Genomic DNA, 20,121 nt, shown 5'->3' on the forward strand with positions numbered 1-20,121 from the left:
CGCCTTCATATCTCTGTCCCCACATCGGCTTGCACGGCAGTTAGGAGTTCTTCGAACGACAGCTCCTCCAGGGGCCGGCCGGCGTCGGCCGGTGCGTCCGGAGCCACGGGGCGGGCCGGTTGCCCAGGCTCGGCGAGAGCTTGTGGAGGCACGCCGGGTCCGTCCTGTCCATCGGGCCCGTCGGGTCCGTCCGGTCCGTCCGGGAAGAGGAGGCCGCCGGTGTGGGCCACCAGCCGGTCGACGGTGGGATGGTCGAGGGCCACCGTGGCTGCCAGGTCGACGCCGAGGTCGTGGGAGAGCCTGGTCCGCAGGTCGATCACCATGATCGAGTCGAGTCCCGTCTCGGTGAAGCCGAGGCCGTCGGCGATCGCTGCGGGGTCGCCGAGGACCTCGCCGGCCACGGTCCGTACGGCGTGGCGCAGCCGCTCGGTGCGCTCCTCGGGGTCGAGCCCTGCGAGTTGTTCCGCCAGCCAGCCCCGCGGGGCTGGCTGCGTTGCCGTTGCGCGCACCGGGCGGGTGGCCAGGGTGCGGACGAGAGCGGCGCGCGGGTGGTCCGCGAGGCGGCCCGCGTAGGTGTCCCGGTCCATGGCCACGGCGACCAGCCGGCCCGTGGGGGTGCCTGTCAGGACCGCGCGCAGCACCTCCTCCGCCTCCTGGTCGGCGAGGGAGCGCAGCCCCCGCTGTTCCATGGCCCGCTCGACGGCGGCGGACGCGGCCATGCCGCCGCGGGACTCCGGGGCCCAGGGCCCCCAGTTGACGCTGGTCGCGGGGAGGCCGGCGGCCCGCAGGGTCATGGCCAGGCCGTCCAGACAGCCGTTGGCCGCGGCGTAGTTGACCTGGCCTGCGGAGCCGAGGACGGCGGACGCCGACGAGAAGAACACGAGAGCGTCCAACTGGTGGCCTTCCAGGGCCTCGGCGAGGTGGGCCGCGCCCCGTGCCTTGGCGGCGAAGACGGTGTCGAAGGCGTCGGTGCCCATGCCGTCGAACGCCCGGTCGTCGTTGACGCCCGCCAGGTGCAGCACGGCGCGCAGCGGGGTCCGCTCGCCGGCCTGGGCGACGGCCTCCCGGCAGGCCTCGGGGTCGGTGACGTCGCCGCTGACGACGCTCACCCGTACGCCTCGGGCGGTGAGGTCGTCGATGGCCGCCCGTGCGGTGGCGTCGGGTGCGGAGCGGCCCATGAGGGTGAGTTCGGTGAACCCGCTGCGGGCGAGGATCGCGGCGGTGCTCAGGCCGAGTGCCCCGAGGCCGCCGGTGATCAGGGCCGCACCCCGCTCGGCGCCCGGCGTGTCGTCGGTCCGCCCGTCGTACGGGACCAGCCGGGCGACCCGCACACCGTCGGGGCCGACGGTGAACCGGGGCTCGGGGACGCCCTCGTCGAGGGACCGGGTCAACGCCCCGGCCACGGCGGCGGGTTCCCACCCTTCGAGGAGCCCGACCCGCAGCAGTCGACGCTCGTCCTGCTCCGCCTCCAGCGAGGTGAGCAGGGCCCACAGCGCCTCGCGGACCGGTGCGCCGGTTCCTCCCTCGGCGGGTCCGTCGCCGGTGGCGGCCAGGACGGCGTACGGGACGCTCCGGTCCGCGGTGTGCAGGGTGCCGTTCAGTTCCCGTACCGCGGCAAGCGCGTCCGCCGCGCCGCCGTCGAGGCCGGAGGCGAACCGGGCGTCCAGGATCAGGTCCGCGTCCGGCGTGCGGTGTTCTCCGTCCGCCCAGGTCGCCACCTCGTGTCCGTACGCCGCCAGGGCGTCCCGCACTGCCCGGCCGGTGTCGGTGGCGGCTCCCAGCAGGGTGATCCGGCGGCGTGGCACGGGGCCGGTGCCCGAGGCGGTGGCCGGTTTCTGTGCCGTCCAGGCGAGTTCGTACGTGTGGGGGGTGCCCTCGCGCAGCGAACGCTGGAGCAGTGCGCGGGGGGCGCGGCGGAAGCGGAAGTCGTCCACGGCGAGCACCGTGGCTCCGCTGCCGTCGAACATGTGCAGGTCGGCCGACTTCACCTGGAGGAGTCCCTCGCCGGTCCCTTCCTCGCGCAGGGCGCGGACGTGGCCCCAGAGGTCCTGGCCGGGGACGGGACGCCGCCGGAAGGACAGCCGGGCGATGGCGAAGGGGATGGCCAGCCCGTCCTCCTCGGAGACGGGGTCCCCCGTGACGGCGAACGCGACGGCGCTCTGCAGGCAGGAGTCGAGCAGCCCGGGGTGGATCTCGTAGCCGTCCGCGGACTCGTTCATCTCGGCGGGCTCGACGAAACGGACGAGTGCTTCGTCGCCGCGCAGGTACACCTCGCCGATCCAGCGGAAGGACGGCCCGAGGTGGTATCCGAGGGAGCGCAGGTGGGCGTAGAACGCCTCTCCGGTCAGGTGCCGGTCGGCGCTGCTCATGAACAGTGCGGGGTCGGGCGGTGTCCCCCCGCCCCGGATCTGGTCCGTCCGGGGATCCGTGGTCGCCACCCGGGCGGCCAGGTGTTCCTGCCAGCGTCCCCGCCCGCTGTCGAGGAGGCTGTGGACGGTGACGGCGGTCCGGTGGTCGCGGGTCTCCTCGACGATCTGGAGTTCGTAGTGCTCGCCGTCCCGCAGCACGAGGGCGCGGGGGAAGTGGAGGTCCTCCAGCACCACGGGGGCGCCGCCGGCGCCCAGGGCGGAGAGCACGGTGGCCGTCTGGGAGGCGCCGGGCACCGAGACCGTGCCGAAGAGCTTGTGGTCGGTGAGGTGCGCCGGGTAGTCGGAGCTGCGGACGGTGGCCCAGACCCGGCCGTTGAGGGCGGGCGAGCGCAGTGCGGTGCCCCAGGCGGGGCCCTGGGCCGGGGGCCGGAGGGCGGTGGCGGACGGCGTGGGGCCGGTGGTCCTGGCCCAGTGGCGGGTCCGGGCGAAGGGGTAGTTGGGTGCGTCGGTCCCGGGGCCGGGCCGGCGTGCGGCGACGCGTTGCCAGTCGATGTCGTGTCCGCCCAGGTACAGGGTCTGCGCGGCAGTGAGGAGGGCGACGCGGTCTCCGGTTCCCCGGCGGAGCGAGGAGGCGAGTTCGGGGGTACGGGCGAGTCCCGCGCCCTTGACGAGGTTGACCAGTGTGCGGTCGGGCCCGATCTCCAGGCAGATGTCGACGTCGAGGGCGCCGAGGGCGGCGGCCCCGTCGTGGAAGCGCACGGGGCGGCGTGCGTGGCGGCGCCAGTAGGCGGCGTCGTACTGGCCGGGCACGGCGAGCGCGCCCGTCACGTTGGAGACGAGGGGAAGGTCCGGTTCACGGAATTCCAGCGGGGCGAGGATCGTGTCGAACTCCGCCAGCGCCGGGTCCAGCAGCCGGGAGTGGAAGGCGTGCGAGACGCTGAGCCTGCGGGCGCGCACGCCCTGTTCCTTGAGTCGTGCGGCGAGGGCGTCGACCGCGTCGGGCGCACCGGACACCACGAGGGCTTCCGGGCCGTTGACCGCGGCGATGTCCAGCCCGGTCCCCTCGGTCCAGCGCTGGACGTCCTCCTCGGAGGCCATGACGGCGAGCATCGCCCCGCGTTCGGTGGCCTGCATGAGCCGGGCGCGGTGGGCGATCAGTTCGAGCCCGGTGGGCAGATCCATGACGTTGGCCGTCATGGCGGCCGCGATCTCGCCGACGCTGTGGCCCATCACGACGTCGGGCCGGACGCCCCAGGACTCCCAGAGGGCGACCAGTGACATTTCCAGGGTGACGAGGGCGGGCTGGGTCACCCGGGTCTCGTTGACGGCGGTCCGGTCGTCGCCGTAGTGCAGGAGGCCGACGAGGGACTCCCCCAGCAGTGGCGTGAGGATGCGGTCGCAGGTCTCGAACGTCTCCCGGAACACGGGCTCCGTCTCGTACAGGTGGCGGCCCATGCCGTAGTACTGGCTGCCCTGGCCGGAGAAGAGGAAGGCGACGCGGGGCGGGCGGGTGGCGTGCTGTACGGGGCTGTCCAGTTGGGCGGTGAGCTGTTCGGCGGTGGTGCCCAGGAGCGCGCGCCGGTGGGGGAAGTGGAAGCGGCCGGCTCCGGCGGTGGCGGCGAGGGCGTCGAGGTCGGGTTCGGCTGCGCTCGCCAGGCGGGTCGCCCACGCCTTCGTCAGGCGTTCCAGCCCTTCGTGGTCGGGGGCGGAGAGCGGGAGGAGGCGGGTGGCGGGCTTCGCCGGGGCCTCGGCGTCCGCCGTGGGTCCGGCAGGGTGGTCGGCGGGGGCGTCGCTGATCACGAGGTGTGCGTTCGTGCCCGTGAAGCCGAAGCCGGAGACCCCGGCGATCCTCGGTCCTTCGCCCCGCCGCCAGACGGTGGCGGTGTCGACGACACGTACGTTCATCGCGTCCCAGTCCACATGCGGATTGGGCTGTGTGAAATGGAGGTTGGCCGGTATCAGGTCGTGCTGGAGGGCGAGCACCGTCTTGAACAGGGCCGCCATGCCGGCCGCGGACTCGCAGTGGCCGATGTTGCTCTTGACCGATCCGACGTGCAGGGGCCTGCCCGGGCGCCGTCCCGGTCCCAGGGCCCGCCAGGCCGCGCCGAGTTCGACGGGGTCGCCGAGCGCGGTGCCGGTACCGTGCGCCTCCAGGTAGGAGACCTCGGAGCCGGCGACTCCGGCCTGGGCGAGAGCGGTGTGGAGCATGCTCTCCTGGGCCTTGCCGCTGGGCACGGTGAGCCCGGAGGAGGCACCGTCCTGGTTCACGGCGCTGCCGCGGATGACGGCGAGCACCCGGTCGCCGTCGCGACGGGCGTCGGACAGGCGCTTGAGGACGACGACACCGCAGCCCTCGGAACGCACGAACCCGTTCGCGTCCGCGGCGAAGGTGCGGCAGCGGCCGTCGGGCGAGAGCATGTGCGCCTGGCTGACCGCGGCCCAGGAGGCCGGGTCGAGCAGGACGTTCACGCCTCCGGCCAGGACGGCGTCGCTCTCGCCCGACCGCAGGGAGCCCACGGCCAGGTGCAGTGCGACGAGCGAGGAGGAGCAGGCGGTGTCCACCGCGACGGCGGGCCCGTTCAGTCCGAGCGTGTAGGCGATGCGGCCGGCGGCGGCGTTGAGCGCGGTACCGGTGCTGTAGTAGGCGTCGACCTCGTCGGGTCCGTTCTGTGCCAGCAGCCTCGCGTAGTCCCCGTAACTGATGCCGACGAAGACGGCTGTCCGGGTGTTGCGCAGCGACGTGGGGTCGATGCCGGCGTTCTCCATCGCGTGCCAGGCGGACTCGAGGAGCAGCCGTTGCTGGGGGTCGAGGTTCTCGGCCTCGCGGGCCGGTACGGAGAAGAAGCCGGCGTCGAACCGGTCGATGTCGTTGAGGAAGCCGCCCTGGTCGGTGGTGACCGTGCCGGGGCGGAGGGCTGCGGGGTCCCAGCGGTCGGGGGGCACCGTGGTGACGCCGTCGCGGCCGTCGCGCAGGAGTTCCCACAGGTCCTCGACGGAGTCGGCGCCCGGGAAGCGTCCGGCCATGCCGACGATGGCGACGGGCTCGCCCCCGGTGTCGGTGTCGGCGGGGGCTTGTTCGGCGGTACGGCTCGGTCGGGGTGCGGCGGTTCGTACCGGGGCCGGGTTCGGGCGTTCACCAGGGCGCGGGGCGGGTGCGGCGGTGGGCGCGGAGAGCAGGAAGGCGGCCAGTTCGGCGACCGTCGGGTGGTCGAAGACGTCCGCGACCTGAACGCCGGTGCCGAATGCTGCGGCGAGAGCCGCGGTCAGGTCGACCGCCATGATCGAGTCGAGCCCGAGGTCGAAGAAGCCGACGTCCTCGCGCACCGCACTGCTGTCGGCATGGCCGAGCTGGGCGGCGAGCAGGCGGGCCACTTCGGTGCGGGCCGCGGCGGGTTGCTCGCCCGGCGCCAGGCCGTCGAGGAAGGAGCGCACGGGGGTGTGCTGCGCGGCGGTGGCCGGGTCGTCGCCGAACAGCCCGCGCGGGCGGAGTCCGGACATCACCTCGCGCAGCCGGGGCAGGTCCAGGGGGCAGGCCACGATCCGGCCGTCCGCACCGGGCGCCCGGTCCGTCAGTGCCGCCCGTCCCTGTGCGGCGTCCAGGGTGCCGACGCCCATCCGTGCGGAGCGGTGGCGCAGTTCGTCGTCGGCCATGCCGTTTCCGCCCAGGGCCCACGGCCCGTAGGCGATGCTCACTGCGGGGAGGCCGAGGGTCCTGCGGTGTGCTGCGAGGGCGTCGAGGGCTCCGTTGGCGGCCGAGTAGGCCGCACAGCCCTCGGTGCCCCACAGTGCGGAGACCGAGGACGTCAGGACGAAGAAGTCCAGTGGCCAGGTGCGGCTCGCCAGGTGCAGCCACCAGGCGCCGGCGGCCTTGCCGCTCAGTGCCGCCTCGTACTCGCTGACGCCTGTTGCGGTGAGCGGGGTGCGGTGCAGTGTTCCGGCCGCGTGCAGCACGCCGCGTACGGGTGGCAGGTCGGCCAGTGCTTCGCAGGCGTTCTCCAGTGCCTGCGGGGTGTCGCAGCCGCCGCCCCGGTAGACGGTGCGGTCGGTGTTCCGGGCGAGGCCGTGCAGCAACTCGCGGTCTGCGGAGGTGAGTTGACTCTCCGGGCGGCGGCCGATGAGCAGCAGGTTGCGTGCGCCGCGTCGTACGAGGTCGCCGACGAGCTCCCGCCCGACCGCCCCGAGTCCGCCGGTGACGACGTACGTCGCGTCCTCGCGCACGGTCAGGTCGGCCGCGGGCAGGTCCTCCTCGGTCAGCCGGGCGACCAGGACGGAGCCGTCGCGTATCGCCGCGAGGTCCTCGGTGCCGGCTGCGGCCAGGGCGCACTGGCCGGTCACGAAGTCCACCAGGGCTCCGGTGTCGTGGTCCCCCGGCTCCGGCGGCAGGTCGACGATCCCGCCCCAGGAGGTGCCGAGTTCGAGTCCCAGGACGGGGGCGAGCCCGTGCAGCAGGCCGTGGCCGGTGCACCGGGCACGGTCCGCCTCCGAGGTGCGGACGGCGGCGCGGCTGACCGCGAAGGAGCGGGTGCCGTCCGGGGCGTGCCGGGCGGCGGTGCACACGGCGTCGGTCACTGCCGCGCAGAGCGCCGCGCCGTCGGCGAGCGGGCTGGGGTGCGGGCCGGGGTCCGGGAGGGCGTCGGCGGGAAGCCCCTCGCTCTTCATGGCCAGAAGGAGGGCTTGTGGTCCGCGGTCCTCGCGGGCCGACCAAAAACGTTCCCACTGGGGTACGTCGTCGGGCAGTTCGGCCGTATGCCAGCCGTCGGGCAGTGCGGCCCTCTCCCGGCCGTCCGGCAGTTCGGCCCTTTCCTGGCCGTCGGCCGGGCCCGGGGGTGCGGGGGTGAGCAGGGTCCCCCGCACCCCTCGGGTGGCCGCTTCGCGTGCGAGGTGCTCCAGGAGTTCCTGGTCGTCGCCCGCGAGGATGAGGGAAATTCCGGTCGGCGGCGGGGACTGCCGCAGGGAGTGCCACACCGTCCGGTGGGCCGTCGGCAGTGTGCCGGCGGGCACGTCGGTGGTGACGGGCCGCGTTGCGGACCCCGGTACGGCAGGCTCGGCCGCCGGTGGTGCGGGCAGGGTCTCGGGGGCGTGGCGGACGCGTTGCCAGGGGTAGGCGGGGAGGTCGACGACGTGCCGGGGCAGCGGGGCGGGCAGCGGTTCGGCGTCCATGGCGGCACCCTCGGACAGGGTCACGTCGGGGCTGGGCCGGCCGGCGGCCAGGGCCTGGAGGGCGCGGGCGGCCGCCGTGGGGTCGGCGCAGGCGATCCTGGCCCGGAACTCGTGCCGGGGGCGGCCGGCACCTGCGGTGTAGGCGAAGGCCGCGTACGTGTCGGGGCCGAGGGCCGTGAGGCGGTCGGCGTACCGGCCGGCGAGTGCGCGCAGGGCTTCGGGGGTCTTCGCCGAGACCTCGAACGCCTCGACGCCGACGGTGTCCTGGGGGCCGCTGGTGACGGGGGCGGGGGGATCGGGCGGCCCGAGGATGACGTGTGCGTTGGTACCGCTCATCCCGAAGGAGCTGACGCCGGCGTACTTTCCGCTGCCGGGGGCCCAGTCGGTGAGTTCGCCGGGCACGGTCATCCTGGTTCCCGACAGGTCGACCCGGGGGTTGAGCGTCCGGAAGTGGACGACCGGCGGAGCCTGCCGGTGCTTCAGGCACAGGATCGCCTTGAGCAGTCCGGCGACTCCGGCGGCCGCCTCCAGGTGCCCGAAGTTGCTCTTGACCGCGCCGACGGCGAGGGGGGCGCCTCCCGCACGGCCGAGCGCGGTCGCCAGGGCCTCCATTTCGATGGGGTCGCCGAGCGCGGTCCCGGTGCCGTGTGCCTCGACGTAGCCGATGTCCGAGGGCTGCAGGGCGCTGTCGCCGAGCGCCTTCTCGATGAGCGCCACCTGGGCGAGCACGTTGGGGGCGGTGAAGCCGCCGGAGCGGCCGTCCTGGTTGACGGCGGTGCCGTGGATGACGGCGTGCACCCGGTCGCCGTCGCGCACGGCGTGGTCCAGGCGTTTGAGGACCACCACGCCGCAGCCCTCGCCGCGGACGAAGCCGTTGGCGCGGGCGTCGAACGCCTTGCACAGGCCGTCGGGGGCCAGCGACCTGGTCTCCTGCACGAGCCGCGTGGACCGCGGCGACAGGATCAGGTTGGTGCCTGCGGCGAGTGCCACCTCGCAGTCCCCCCGGCGCAGTGCCTGGGCTGCGAGGTGGACGGCGACCAGCGAGGAGGAGCAGGCCGTGTCGACGGCCATCGTGGGCCCGTTGAGGCCGAGTGCGTGGGCGATGCGGCCGGCGGCGAAGTTGTGGCCGTTGCCGGTCGTCCAGTAGGCGTCGGGGTCGCCGGTGAGCCAGTCGCGGTAGTCCTGCCACATGATGCCGAGGTACATCCCGGTCTGGGTGCCGGCGAGTCCGCCGGCGGGCAGGCCGGCGTTTTCCACGGCCTCCCAGGCGACTTCGAGGAGGAGCCGCTGCTGGGGGTCGAGGTGGCGGGCCTCGCGGGGGCTGATGCCGAAGAACCCGGCGTCGAAGCCGAGTACGTCGTCCAGGAAGCCGCCGCGCCGGGGCAGTTTCTCCCATTCGTCGGCGAACGGCTCCTGGCGGTGGTGGGGCAGGGGGCGGATCAGGTCGCGTCCGGCCGTCAGCGCTTCCCAGTAGCCGTCGAGGTCGTCGATGCCGCCGGGCAGCCGCAGTCCGACGCCGACCACGGCGATGGGCTGGTTGCCCTCCTGCTCGTCGATGCGCTGCCGCAGGGTGCGGATCGTGGCGAGCGCACGGGTGAGCGGGGTCGTCCGGCTGTCGTCGGGTACAGGGGTCTCTTTCATGCGTCGGTATTCCTCGCTGTCGTACGACAGGACGTCGTGGGGAAGGGGCCGGGGGCCGGGCTGCGGGTCGGCCGGGGTCCGGGGCCGGGCTGCGGGGCGGCCGCTCAGGCGGGCGCGGACGGGTCGGACGTTTCGGCGAGCCGTTCGCACAGCGCGTCGGCGAGCGCTTTCGCCGTCCCGTAGGACCACAGGAGCGTCGGCGACAGCCTGAGCCCGAACGAGGCCTCCAGCCGGTTGCGCAGTTCCAGGCCCATCAGGGAGTCCAGTCCGAGCTGCTTGAAGGGGACTTCGCCGGTGACCTGTTCCTCCGCCAGCCGCAGGACACGGCCCGCGAGCCTGCGGACCTCGCCCTCGGCGAGGGCCGGCCGCTCCTCGGGCCCGGCGGCCAGCAGCTGGGCGAGGAAGTCGCCGCCCTGGGGGGCGAGGCTCCCGGAGCGTGCGGCGGCGTGCAGCCGTTCCCAGCTGCCGAGCGCCGCGGTGTCGGGATAGGCGTCGAACCATTGGCGGAGCTGGAGGGGGACGTATCCGGTGACGGGCTCGTCCCGTTCCAGCATCCGTACGAGCGCGGGCCAGGCCTCGTCGGGGCTGAAGCCGCCCATGCCGCGCTCCTCCAGGCGGGCCCCGCGCCGGTCGTCGCTCGCGGCGAGCCCCACCTCGGTGAACGGGCCCCACTGGACGCTGAGCGCGGCCAGACCGCGTCGCCGCCGGGCTTCGGCGAAGGCGTCCAGGTAGGAGTTGGCCGCGGCGTAGGCGGCTTGACCGGCGTTGCCGACCAGGGCTGCCGCCGACGAGAAGAGGACGAAGAAGTCCAACGGATCGTCCGTCGTCGCCGCCTGGAGGTGGTGGGCGCCCGCCGTCTTCGGGGCGAGTACGCGCTCCACCTGGTCCGGTGTCAGGTTGCGTACGGTGGCGTCCTCCAGCAGTCCCGCCGCGTGCACCACGCCGCGCAGCGGGGGCAGTTCGCCGCGCACCGCGGCCAGGACGGCGGTCACGGACCGGGCGTCGGTGAGGTCGCAGCGTTCGGTGCGGACCAGGGTGCCGGTGGCGCGCAGTGCGCCGATCCGGGCGGCTGCGGCGGGGGTGGGCTCGGAGCGTCCGAGCAGGACGAGCGAGCCCGCGCCGTGCGCGGCAAGGAATTCGGCCAGGCTCAGTCCCAGCGCGCCGAGGCCGCCGCTGATCAGGTAGCTGCCGTCGGCACGGAACCGGCCGTCGGCCGTCGGCCGGGGGGTCACCGCGTCGACCGAGGAGGCGTCGACCAGGACCGTGCGCCGTCCCCGGGCGCCCTGGGCCGCGGTCTCGCGGAGGGCGTCGATCACGTCGGCCATGGGGCGGGTGTGGACGTCGAGCGGCTCCAGTTTGCCGTCCGCGACGAGTTCCCAGACGGCCTTCAGGGCGGACGCGAACCGGCGTCCCTGGTCCTCAAGGAGTCCGGGCAGTGCGACGGTGGACAGGGCGATGCCCCGGCTGAAGGCCTCGGCGCCCAGTGCTCGGCCGCCGGTCCCGCCGAACGCGATGTAGCGGCCACCGGGGGCCAGGACGTCCAGCCGTCCGTCACCGGGCTGTCCGGAGGGGGGTGCGAGGACGAGGTCCACGCCCCGCCCGCCGGTCGCGGTGCGCACGGTCGCCGCCCAGTCGGCGTCCGTGGGTTCCACGACGGTCGTCTCCTGGCCGCTGCCGGCGGACGTGGCGATGATCCTGGCGCCCAGTACGCGGGAGACCTGTTCGACCGCGGTCCGGGCCGCCACGCCCGGCGGAAGGTCGATCAGGACCGCTTCTCCGGCTTGCAGCCGTCCGAGGTCGGACAGGGCGTACCAGGCTGCGGCCATGGGCAGCGGCAGGGCGGCCGCCTCCGCGTCGCCGAGGGCGTCGGGAACCCGTACGGCATGGTCGGCGCGGACCGTGAGGTGGCTGGCGAGAGCGCCGACGGCGCAGGCCGCCACCCGGTCGCCGGGCGCGACGGAGGTCACGTCCGGGCCGACCGCGACGACCCGGCCCGCGCATCCGGTGCCCAGGGACAGCGGGCCGCTCCCGGGCTGCGGCGTGCCGAGGGCCCGGAAGGCGTCGCCGTGGTCCAGGGCGACCGCGGTGATCTCGATCTCGATCTCGCCCGGCTGCGGTGAACGCCGCACGAGCGGCAGGTACTCCACCGGCTGCCGGGCTCCCGGCCGCCGGGCGGCGGCCCGAAACGGCTGCCGTGGCGTGCGTACGGGGGGCAGCAGGAGCGCGGAGTCCGCGTCCGGGGCGCCGCGGGTGAGCCGGGCGGCGAGCCGGCGGCCGGACCGCAGCGCCACCTGGTCCTCCGCGGTGTCGGTGAGGAGTTCGGCGGCCCAGTCGGCCGGTCCGTCCGCGTCGGCGGGGTCGATGTCGACGATCCGGGCGCGCAGTTCGGCGTGCTCGCGGCGCAGTACGCGGGTGAACCCCCAGAAGAGGGCGGCACCCGGGTCGGGGGTGTCGGTGGGGACGGCCGCCTGGGCGCGGGTGGTGACCACGGTCAGCAGGGGCGGGGCGGGCGCGTCGGAGCAGGCGCGGGCGAGCCCGGCGAGCCGGGTGAGGGCACGGCGCTGGGCCGGCTCTTCCGCGTCGGCGTCCGGGGCGACGAAGACCACCCGGTCGGGGAGGTCCTCGGGGATCCGGTCCGTGCTGGTCCGGGTGACGCGCGTCCCGGCGGCGGTCAGGGCGTCGGCCAGCCGGCCGGCCGCGCTGTCCCCGCGCTCCCTCGCGTCGTCGGCGTCCGCTGTGCAGACCAGCCAGTGGCCGGTCGCCGCGGCCGCTTCGCGGTCGGCGGTCAGGTCGGCCCACTCGATACGGTGCAGTCGCTCGGCGTCGGTGTTCTCGCCGATGTCCCCGCCCGGCAGCGGGGACAGTTCCAGTCCCTCCATCACCAGCAGGGGCCTGTGGTCGCCGTCGAAGATCTGGAGGTCGAAGCGGCCTTCCTCGCGCCGTACGACGTGCGACCAGACGCGGGTGACGGGCTCCTGGGGGGCCTCCAGCAGTTCGACGCGGGCGACGGCGGTGGGGACCAGTGCTGTTCCCGGCGCGTGGGAGTCGCTGAGGGCGAGGGAGGCCTGGAGCGCCCCGTCCCAGAGGGCGGGGTGCAGGGCGCGCCCGCGGTTGCCCGCGCGCAGCCGGTCGGCCAGGACGACCTCGGCCAGTGCGCGTTCGCCCGCCGGGTCCGTGAACAGGGTCCGGATTCCGCGGAAGGCGGGACCGTAGGCGATGCCCCGTGCGGCCCACGTCCGGTAGAAGTCCTCGGTGTCGGCCGGTTCGTGGCCGGCGTGCCACTCGGGGAAGCCGGGGGCCGGGCGCGGGGCGGTGCGTCGGTCGGCGCGGACGGTGGCGTTGACTTCCCAGCCAGTGCGGTCCCCGGTCAGTGTCAGCAGCCGGAAGGTGCTGCCCGCTCCGGTGCCCCGCCATTCGGCGGTGAGGCGGGTGATGTCCTCGGTCAGCGCCACCTCCTTGCGGAAGCGGAGCTTCTCCCACCGGTGCACGCCGGGGCCGGGGAGCGCCTGTGCCGTGTTGACGGCCACGGCGAGCATGCCCGCGCCGGGCAGTACGGGGGTGCCGTGCACCTGGTGGTCGGCCAGCCAGGGCAGGCTGTTGAGGGAGAGTTCCAGGGGTGCGTGCCATGCGTCGTCGTCCCCGGCAGCGGGCAGCAGCGGGGCGTCGAAGCCGCGTGCCGCGCCGGAGCCCCGGGGGCGTTCGGCGGTCCAGTGGCGGTCGTCGCGCAGCGGGTATCCGGGCACGGGGGCGTCGGCGGTGCGGGGCAGGTCGCCGAACGGTTCGAGGCCTGCCACGTAGGCCCGGCCGAGGGCCTCGGCGAGGTCGGCGGCGCTGCCGTGGTGGCGGCGCATAGTGGTGAGGACCGCCGCCGCACCGCTCCGGTCGGCGACCAGTTGTTCGACGGCCGGGGCGAGGACGGCGTGCGGGCTGATCTCGACGACGTGGGTGATGCCCTCGTCGAGCAGTGCGCCCATGGCGTCCGCGAACTGCACGGGGCTGCGCAGGTTCTCCACCCAGTAGGCGCCGTCCATCTCGGGCCCGTCCAGGCGCTGTCGCCGTACGGTCGACATCAGGCCGATGTCGGCGTTGCGCGGGCGTACGGGTTCCAGCGCGGCGAGCAGGTCCTCGCGCAGGGGGTCCATCTGCGGGCTGTGCGAGGCGTAGTCGACGTTGACCAGGCGGCAGTAGACGTCCTCGGCGTCGAGGAGTTCCCGGAGCGTCAGCACGGCCTCCTTCTCACCGGAGAGCACGCAGGAGTGGGGGCCGTTGTGCACGGCGAGGGAAACGCTGTCCTCGAAGCCTTCGAGTGCGGCCAGCGCGGCCTCCCGGTCCAGGTCCACGGCCAGCATCCGCCCGAGTCCGGACGTGCGGCGGGCGATGGCGCTGCGCCGGGCCATGACCAGGGCGGCGTCCTCGTAGCTGAGGACTCCGGCGAGTGTCGCCGCGGTGATCTCGCCCTGGCTGTGGCCCAGGACGACGTCCGGCTCGACGCCCGAAGCCCGCCAGAGTTCGGCGAGACCCAGCGACATGGCCCACAGGGTGGGCTGGAGCATGTCGATCCGGGTCGTCCACGCGTCGTCGGCCTCGCCGGTGAAGATCTTCAGCAGGTCCCAGTCGGTGTGGGGGCGCAGGGCCTCGGCGCAGCGGGTGACGACGGAGGCGAACAGCGGGCTGTCGCGGAAGAGTTCGACGCCCATGCCGTGCCACTGGGAGCCCTGCCCGGGGAAGACGAAGGCGGTGCCGCCGCGGGGCACCGCGGTTCCGGTCGTGAGGCCGGGCGCGGTGGGTGCGGCGTCGGGTGCGGCGGCGAGGGCGAGCAGGCCGGTCCGTAACTGTTCGGGGCCCTCGGGGGCGACCAGGGCGGCGCGGTGGGGGAAGTGGTCGCGGCGGTGGGCGAGGACACCGGCCCGGGCGGTGATCTTCTCGGTGGTCTCCGGCACCGGGTCCGCCAGTTCCGCGGCGCGCAGACCGAGGGTGTGGGTGTCCTTGGCCGACAGGGGCAGCACGGCGGGCAGCCCGGTGCCGGGGAGGGTGCGCGGGGTCGGGTCCGCAGTGGTCTGGGGCGGGTTCGTGATAACCACGTGGGCGTTGGTGCCGCCCCAGCCGAAGGAGTTGACCCCGAGGTAGAGGGGGCCGGTCGCAGGCAGGGGGGTCGCCTCGCGCACCACCTTCACGTGGAGGTCGTCGAAGGCGATGGCCGGGTTGAGTTCGGCGGAGTGCAGGCTGGGGGGCACCGTGCGGTGCTTGAGCGCGAGCAGGATCTTGAAGAGGCCGGCCAGGCCCGCGCCGGCTTCGAGGTGCCCGATGTTCGTCTTCACCGAGCCGATGAGCAGCGGGTCGCCGGCGCGGTCGGCGCCGAGGACGCGTCCGATGGCGGTGGCCTCGATCGGGTCGCCGCGCCCGGTACCGGTGCCGTGTGCCTCGATGTACGCGGGTGCGCCCTGCGGCACGACTCCGCCTCCGTAGGCGCGGCGCAGCAGGTCTTCCTGGCCCTCGGGGCTCGGGGTCACCAGGCTGTCGCCGCCGCCGTCGTTGTTGACGACGGTGTTGACGACCACGCCATGGATGCGGTCGCCGTCGGCGAGGGCGCGTTCCAGGGTCTTCACGAAGAGGGCGGCGACGCCCTCGCCGCGGACGAATCCGTTGGCCCGGGCGGAGAAGGCCTGGCACCGGCCGTCCGGCGAGAGCGCTCCGAAGTGGGTGAGTCCCACGGTCACGTGCGGATCGAGCAGAAGGTTGGTGCCGCCGACGACCGCGGCGTCGATCTCGCCGTCGCGCAGGGCCTGGCAGGCGAGGTGCAGTGCCACGAGCGAGGAGGAGCACCCGGTCTCCACCGCCATGCTGGGGCCGCGGACCTTGAGGAAGTAGGAGAGACGGGCGGCGATCACGTCGAGCGCGTTGCCGACGAGGCTGTGCGGGGTGGGCTGCGCGTCACGTTCCCTGCGCAGGAGTTCGTAGTCGTGCCAGGAGGCGCCCACGTACACACCGGTGCGGGTGCCGGCGAGGGAGGCGGCCGGCTGGCCGGCGTCCTCGAGGGCGCGCCAGCCCACTTCCAGCATCAGGCGTTGCTGCGGGTCGATGGCCTCGGCCTCCCGGGGGGAGATGCCGAAGAATCCGGCGTCGAAGCGGTCCACGCCGTCCAGGAAGCCGCCGACCGCCTGTATTTCCCTCTCGGGGTCGAGCTGTGCCGTGCTGTCCCAACGCTCGAGGGGCACGGGAACGATACCGTCCCCGCCTTCCATCATCAGATTCCAAAGGCTCTCGACATCGGGCGCTCCCGGGAATTTTCCGGCCATTCCCACAATGGCTACGAGGTCTCCCGGGGCACGTTCTGCATTCGCGTCCATTCGTTGTCCTCTTGCCTAGAATCCGAATTCTGAAGTGACTCCACGAATTTATATCAACCTGGAAAGGGGGAACACCCCTGATTCTCCAGGGGTGTTCCCCGTGCGCCCCCTAGACGCCCGGGGGCCGCGCTCCTGGGGCTACTTGAAGTCCCGCAGGCGCGTCCTGACGAGCCCCTTACTGGCGTTGATCATGCGCGGTCCGATCTCGGGCGGCGCCTCCCGGCGCGACCAGACGGCATTCACCGCCATCTTGCCCGGACTCATGGCGAAGCACCGCGTTCGCTCGTTCCCGAGCCGGAACGAAGGCGAGATGAAGTCGGCCTGCTCGATATGCCGGAGAATCTTTTTCGCCGCCTCCCCCGGCTCCATCTTTCCGTCCTCGACGGCTTCGCAGAGATCCCGGGTGAGAATTCCCATCTCATTGAATCCGGAACTGACCGGCAGCGGCGATCCGGGATGCTTGCTCTGTTCGAGGTCCAGGAACACCTGGGCGTCGCCCGTGGTGTCGTACCGGTAGTAGGCGTCCTCCAGCATCACGTTTCCGAGCATGGTGCCGAGCATCCAGGTCCGGTTGACCGCGTTCCACAGGTCGTAGTCGCGGAAGCCCACGAAAGAGCTGTAGACGAGGTTGTCGTGGAAGTCGAACAGCCCCTGCTGGAGGCTCTCCAGGTACGAGAAGCGCTCCAGCGACCAGTCGCCGTCGCGGGAGGCGGCGATCAGCCGCCAGCCGAGGGCGTTGACCAGTTCCATCGTGTTGGTCAGGCCGCGCGAGTAGAGCGCGTCGATGAACCCGGCGGCGTGCGAGGTGAGGCAGAAGCGCTCCCCCACGACCTGCTTGGCCGAGTACTGGAGCCGGCCGGTGGAGACCCACGGCCGGACCGCCTTGGCGCCCTGGAACTGCCAGGCGATCTCCGGGAACCGCTTCAGGAAGTCGTCGAACTCCTGCTCCGCCGTGGCCTCCCCCTTGGGGAACACGCGCGGGTCGAGGGTCAGGCCGACGCTGCACAGCGGATTGAGCGAGTCCTCGTGGTTGTCGAAGGGGATGACCCACAGCCAGCCGCCGTCGAAGACGTGGTGCAGGGTGCCGTTGTGCCACGGGTTGGGCTGCTTGTGCTTGCGGCCGTTGGGCGACTGGTCGTACGGGCGCACGCCGACCATGTGCGTGAAGAGGCTGCGCGAGTGGGTGCGTGCCCGGGTGGGCGTCTCCCGCAGGTCGAACTTCTCCGCCAGCGGGGAGCGGAAGCCGCTGCCGTCGACCACGTAGCTCGCGCGGAACTCCTTGCCCGCCTCGGTGCGCAGCACCGCGCCGGTGTCGGGGTCGATCTCGATGTCCGCGATGCGGGTGGCCAGTTGGGGTACGGCTCCGTACTTCACCGCGAGGTGGAAGAGGTAGGCGTCGATGTCCTGCCGGAACAGGTGCGTCTCGGTCCGCAGGAGCGAGGGGACGACCAGTTGGTTGACCTCCGCGGGATTCTGCGGCTGTCCCTCCCGGTGGTAGACGAAGCCGAAGTTCTGCTTCTGGCCGCAGTTGCGGGAGACTTCCTTGCGGATCCCCTTGAAGCTGGACAGGGCCTCCAGTTCGGGGACCTTGTAGCGGTCGGCGATCAGCCGGGTCATGCCCGAGGTGTAGGGAATGGTCGATTCACCGACGGCGAAGCGCGGGTGCGTGCCCGCGTCGAGCAGCAGGACCTTGACGCCGTTGCGGGCGAGTACCGCGCCCAGCATGCCGCCGGCCATTCCGCTGCCGAGTATCGCCACGTCGTACTGATCGCTCCGGGTGCTCTTCGAGTCCTTGCGCGGCAAGTCGCTCACCTGTCTCTCGTCGTTGTACGTGGTGCCTGCTCATCTCGCTGCCGCTTCCGGGAAGTGGGTCCTCGGCAGTTCCTTGCGGGTCCGGACGCCCAGCTTCCGGAAGGCCTTGGTGAGGTGCTGCTCGACTGTGCTCACCGTGACGGTGAGCAGGCCGGCGATCTCCCTGTTGGTCCGGCCGTGCGCGGCGAGGGCGACGACCCGCCGTTCGGCGCCGCTCAGCCGGCCCAGTTCCACGTCCCGCTCCGGGAATCCGGGGGCCCAGGACCCGGGGCAGGGAGCGGGCGCTCCGGTGCCGCACTCCCGCTCCAGGCGCGTCGACTCCTCCAGTACGGCGCGGGCCCGCGGGGCGTCCTTGGCGGCCGTGTACTCACGGCCCAGCTGGCCCAGGGCGCCCGCGAGCTGCAACCGGTCGCCGCTGTGGCGGAGGTTGGTCACCGCTTCCTCCAGCAGAGCCCTGCGGGCGCCGGGTTGGCGGGTGGCGGCGCAGACCCGCAGGGAGATTCCCCGCGCCCGGGAGAGCCCCGTCCCCGCGAGGGCGAGCTGTTCCTCCGCGAGCGCACGGGCCGCCCTTACGTCGGCGAGGGCGAGGTGGGCGCGGGCCGCGCTGCTGCGCCACGGCAGCAGGGTCGGCTGGTCGAATCCCCAGTCCTGCATCAGCTCGCCGCAGCGGGTGAAGTCGTCGAGGGCGGCGTAGGGGCGTCCCGTCTCCAGGTGGAAGCAGCCGCGGGCGTGCAGGTAGTAGAGACCGAACCGGCTGGAGAACATGCCGTCGGGTACGGGCTGCGCCACGTATTCGGCGGCGGAGGCGAAGTCGCGGGCGTCGACGGCGGCCTGGATCAGGTTGGCCAGCGGGCCCCCGATGCACACGCCCCAGCTGTCCGCGGGCACCTGGGTGAGCGCGGTCTCGGCCAGTGCCCGGGCCCGGGTCAGGTCTCCCTGCCGCAGCGCGATGCCGGCCCGCAGGGAGGCGAACTCGGCGGCCCACAGCGGGACTTTGCGGGCCCTGGCCTCCTCCAGCAGGTGGTCGCACCAGCGGCCGGCGCTGTCGAGCCGGTCACCGAAGGACAGCGCCGCCACCGCGCACATCAGCCACTCCTGTGTGTGCTTGCCGAGCCGCATGGCCCGCAGCGCCTTCTCCGCGTCGGCCACGGCGCTCTCGTCGGGCCCCTGTGCCAACACCCGAGAGAGCGCCAGGGCGCTCCGTGAGCGCGGTTCGTCGTACGAGGGCTCGCACCGGGCGGGGGCCAGCACCACCGGATAGGTGACGGACAGCAGTTCCCGGGTCGCGCGCACCTCTGCCGCGTACTCGGGGTCGGTGCACGCGTCCCGGTCGTCCATCGAGGCGACGGCCCGGACCGCCTCGTCGAAACGGCCGTGCCACAGCAGGTACTTGGCCAGCATCAGGGTGTGCCGGACGGACAGCCGCCCGTCACCGAGTGCGATCGCCAGCTCGCCCAGGTGCGGGGTGCTGATCGACGGGTTGAGCATCCAGGAGGTGGAGGCCAGCAGGGCGCGCAGGGCGACCCGTTCGCCGTCGTCGCCGCCGAAGCGCAGGGCGGCCTCCAGGCAGGAGTGGGCCTCTGCCACCTGGTTGCCGTTCAGGTGCCGCTCGGCCGCCTCCCGCAGCAGGGGGACCGCCCAGGGCAGCGTTTCCTCGTCGGTGGCGCAGTTGCGCAGGTGACGGGCGGTGCGGGTGGCGGCGACGCCGTCCGCGTAGCAGAGCGCGGCGGCCTCGCGGTGCAGCGCGCTGCGCTCCGTGGCGCTCAGGCCCTCCAGCACGGCCTGGGCGGCGACGGGGTGCCGCAGCCGGAACCCGTCCAGCAGTCCCGCGGACTCCAGTGCCCGGATGCCCCGGACGACGGCGGCCGGTTCGAGACCGCTCAGGCGTGCGAGCGGGCGGGGTGCGTGGATGTCGCCGTCCAGTGCGGCCAGCGTGCGGGCGATGCGCAGCAGGGCGGGCCGTCCACGGTGCAGGCAGCTCAGCAGCGTGTCGCCGAAGGTGTCGCCGACCACGACCGTGGTGGGGTCGCAGCCGGCGCGGGAGTCCTCCAGCAGTGCCCGTACGAGCAACGGGTTGCCCCCGCTGACCTGGTGGCACCGTTCGGCGAAGCCCGGGTCGGGTGCGGTGCCCCGGTGGGCGGCGAGGAGGGCCGTGGTCCCGGCGGGCGACAGCGTGCCCAGGGTGAGGCTGCGGTAGTGGGGTTGGCGCAGCAGTGCCGCGTGCAGTTGCGGATGGGTGGGGCGTGACAGCGGGCATTCGGTGAGCGCGAGCACCACCCGGGCCCGCCGCAGCCGGCGGATCAGGTGCAGCAGCCAGTGCAGCGAGAGGGAGTCGGTGAACTGGACGTCGTCCACGCACAGCAGGACGGGCACGCGTTCCGAGGCGCGGACCACCTCCTCGCACAGTTGGTGCAGGACATCGGTGGTGGCGGCGTCGAGGGGCCTCGACAGGTCGTCCGTCTCCTCCGCGGCCGCCTCGCCGGTTGTGCGGAGGCCGTCGAGGAGCGTGCCGGCCCCCGGCGGGGCGGAGGCGGAGCGGAGCAGTTGGCGCAGGACGCTGCCGGGCGACCGGCGCTCGGGCCACGAACCGACCGCGTCCAGGACCAGGAATCCCCGGTCCGCCGCCTCGGTCTTCAGTGCGGCGAGCAGTTCCGTCTTGCCGCAGCCCATGGCACCGCCGACGACGGTCGCGCCGCCCGCACCGTCGAGGCAGGTGCGGAGCAGTTCCACGAGCTCGGAGAGTTCCCGGTCGAGTCCGACCAGCCGCATGGTCTTCCCTCCTTTCCTGCGTG

Annotated in this window: 4 protein-coding genes; all 4 read right to left on the reverse strand. The window is 73.5% G+C overall.

The window, feature by feature from the left end:
- Nucleotides 1-5 precede the first annotated feature (5 nt).
- The 4 genes from IE269_RS38735 to IE269_RS38750 all read right to left on the reverse strand — a co-directional run bounded on the left by IE269_RS38735 (nt 6) and on the right by IE269_RS38750 (nt 20,098).
- Entirely contained in the window at nt 6-9,170 is a 9,165-nt protein-coding gene (locus IE269_RS38735) for a type I polyketide synthase (RefSeq protein ID WP_189828027.1), read from the reverse strand.
- Nucleotides 9,171-9,274: 104 nt separating this feature from the next.
- Nucleotides 9,275-15,517, reverse strand: a complete 6,243-nt coding sequence (locus tag IE269_RS38740) for a type I polyketide synthase (protein ID WP_189828028.1) — start codon at nt 15,515-15,517, stop codon at nt 9,275-9,277.
- Between the two features lie 138 nt (nt 15,518-15,655).
- Nucleotides 15,656-17,329, reverse strand: a complete 1,674-nt coding sequence (locus IE269_RS38745; protein WP_229898563.1) for an NAD(P)/FAD-dependent oxidoreductase — start codon at nt 17,327-17,329, stop codon at nt 15,656-15,658.
- A 30-nt stretch (nt 17,330-17,359) separates the two neighbouring features.
- On the reverse strand, nt 17,360-20,098 hold the full coding sequence (locus tag IE269_RS38750) for a BREX system ATP-binding domain-containing protein (protein ID WP_189828029.1): 2,739 nt from the start codon (nt 20,096-20,098) through the stop codon (nt 17,360-17,362).
- Nucleotides 20,099-20,121 lie beyond the last annotated feature (23 nt).

Source organism: Streptomyces spiroverticillatus (assembly GCA_014650415.1).
GTDB lineage: Bacteria > Actinomycetota > Actinomycetes > Streptomycetales > Streptomycetaceae > Streptomyces > Streptomyces spiroverticillatus.

Coding starts and splice junctions, on each gene's coding strand:
- IE269_RS38735 (WP_189828027.1), bottom strand. CDS start 9,170: ATGAAAGAGACCCCTGTACCCGACGACAGCCGGACGACCCCGCTCACC.
- IE269_RS38740 (WP_189828028.1), bottom strand. CDS start 15,517: ATGGACGCGAATGCAGAACGTGCCCCGGGAGACCTCGTAGCCATTGTG.
- IE269_RS38750 (WP_189828029.1), bottom strand. CDS start 20,098: ATGCGGCTGGTCGGACTCGACCGGGAACTCTCCGAGCTCGTGGAACTG.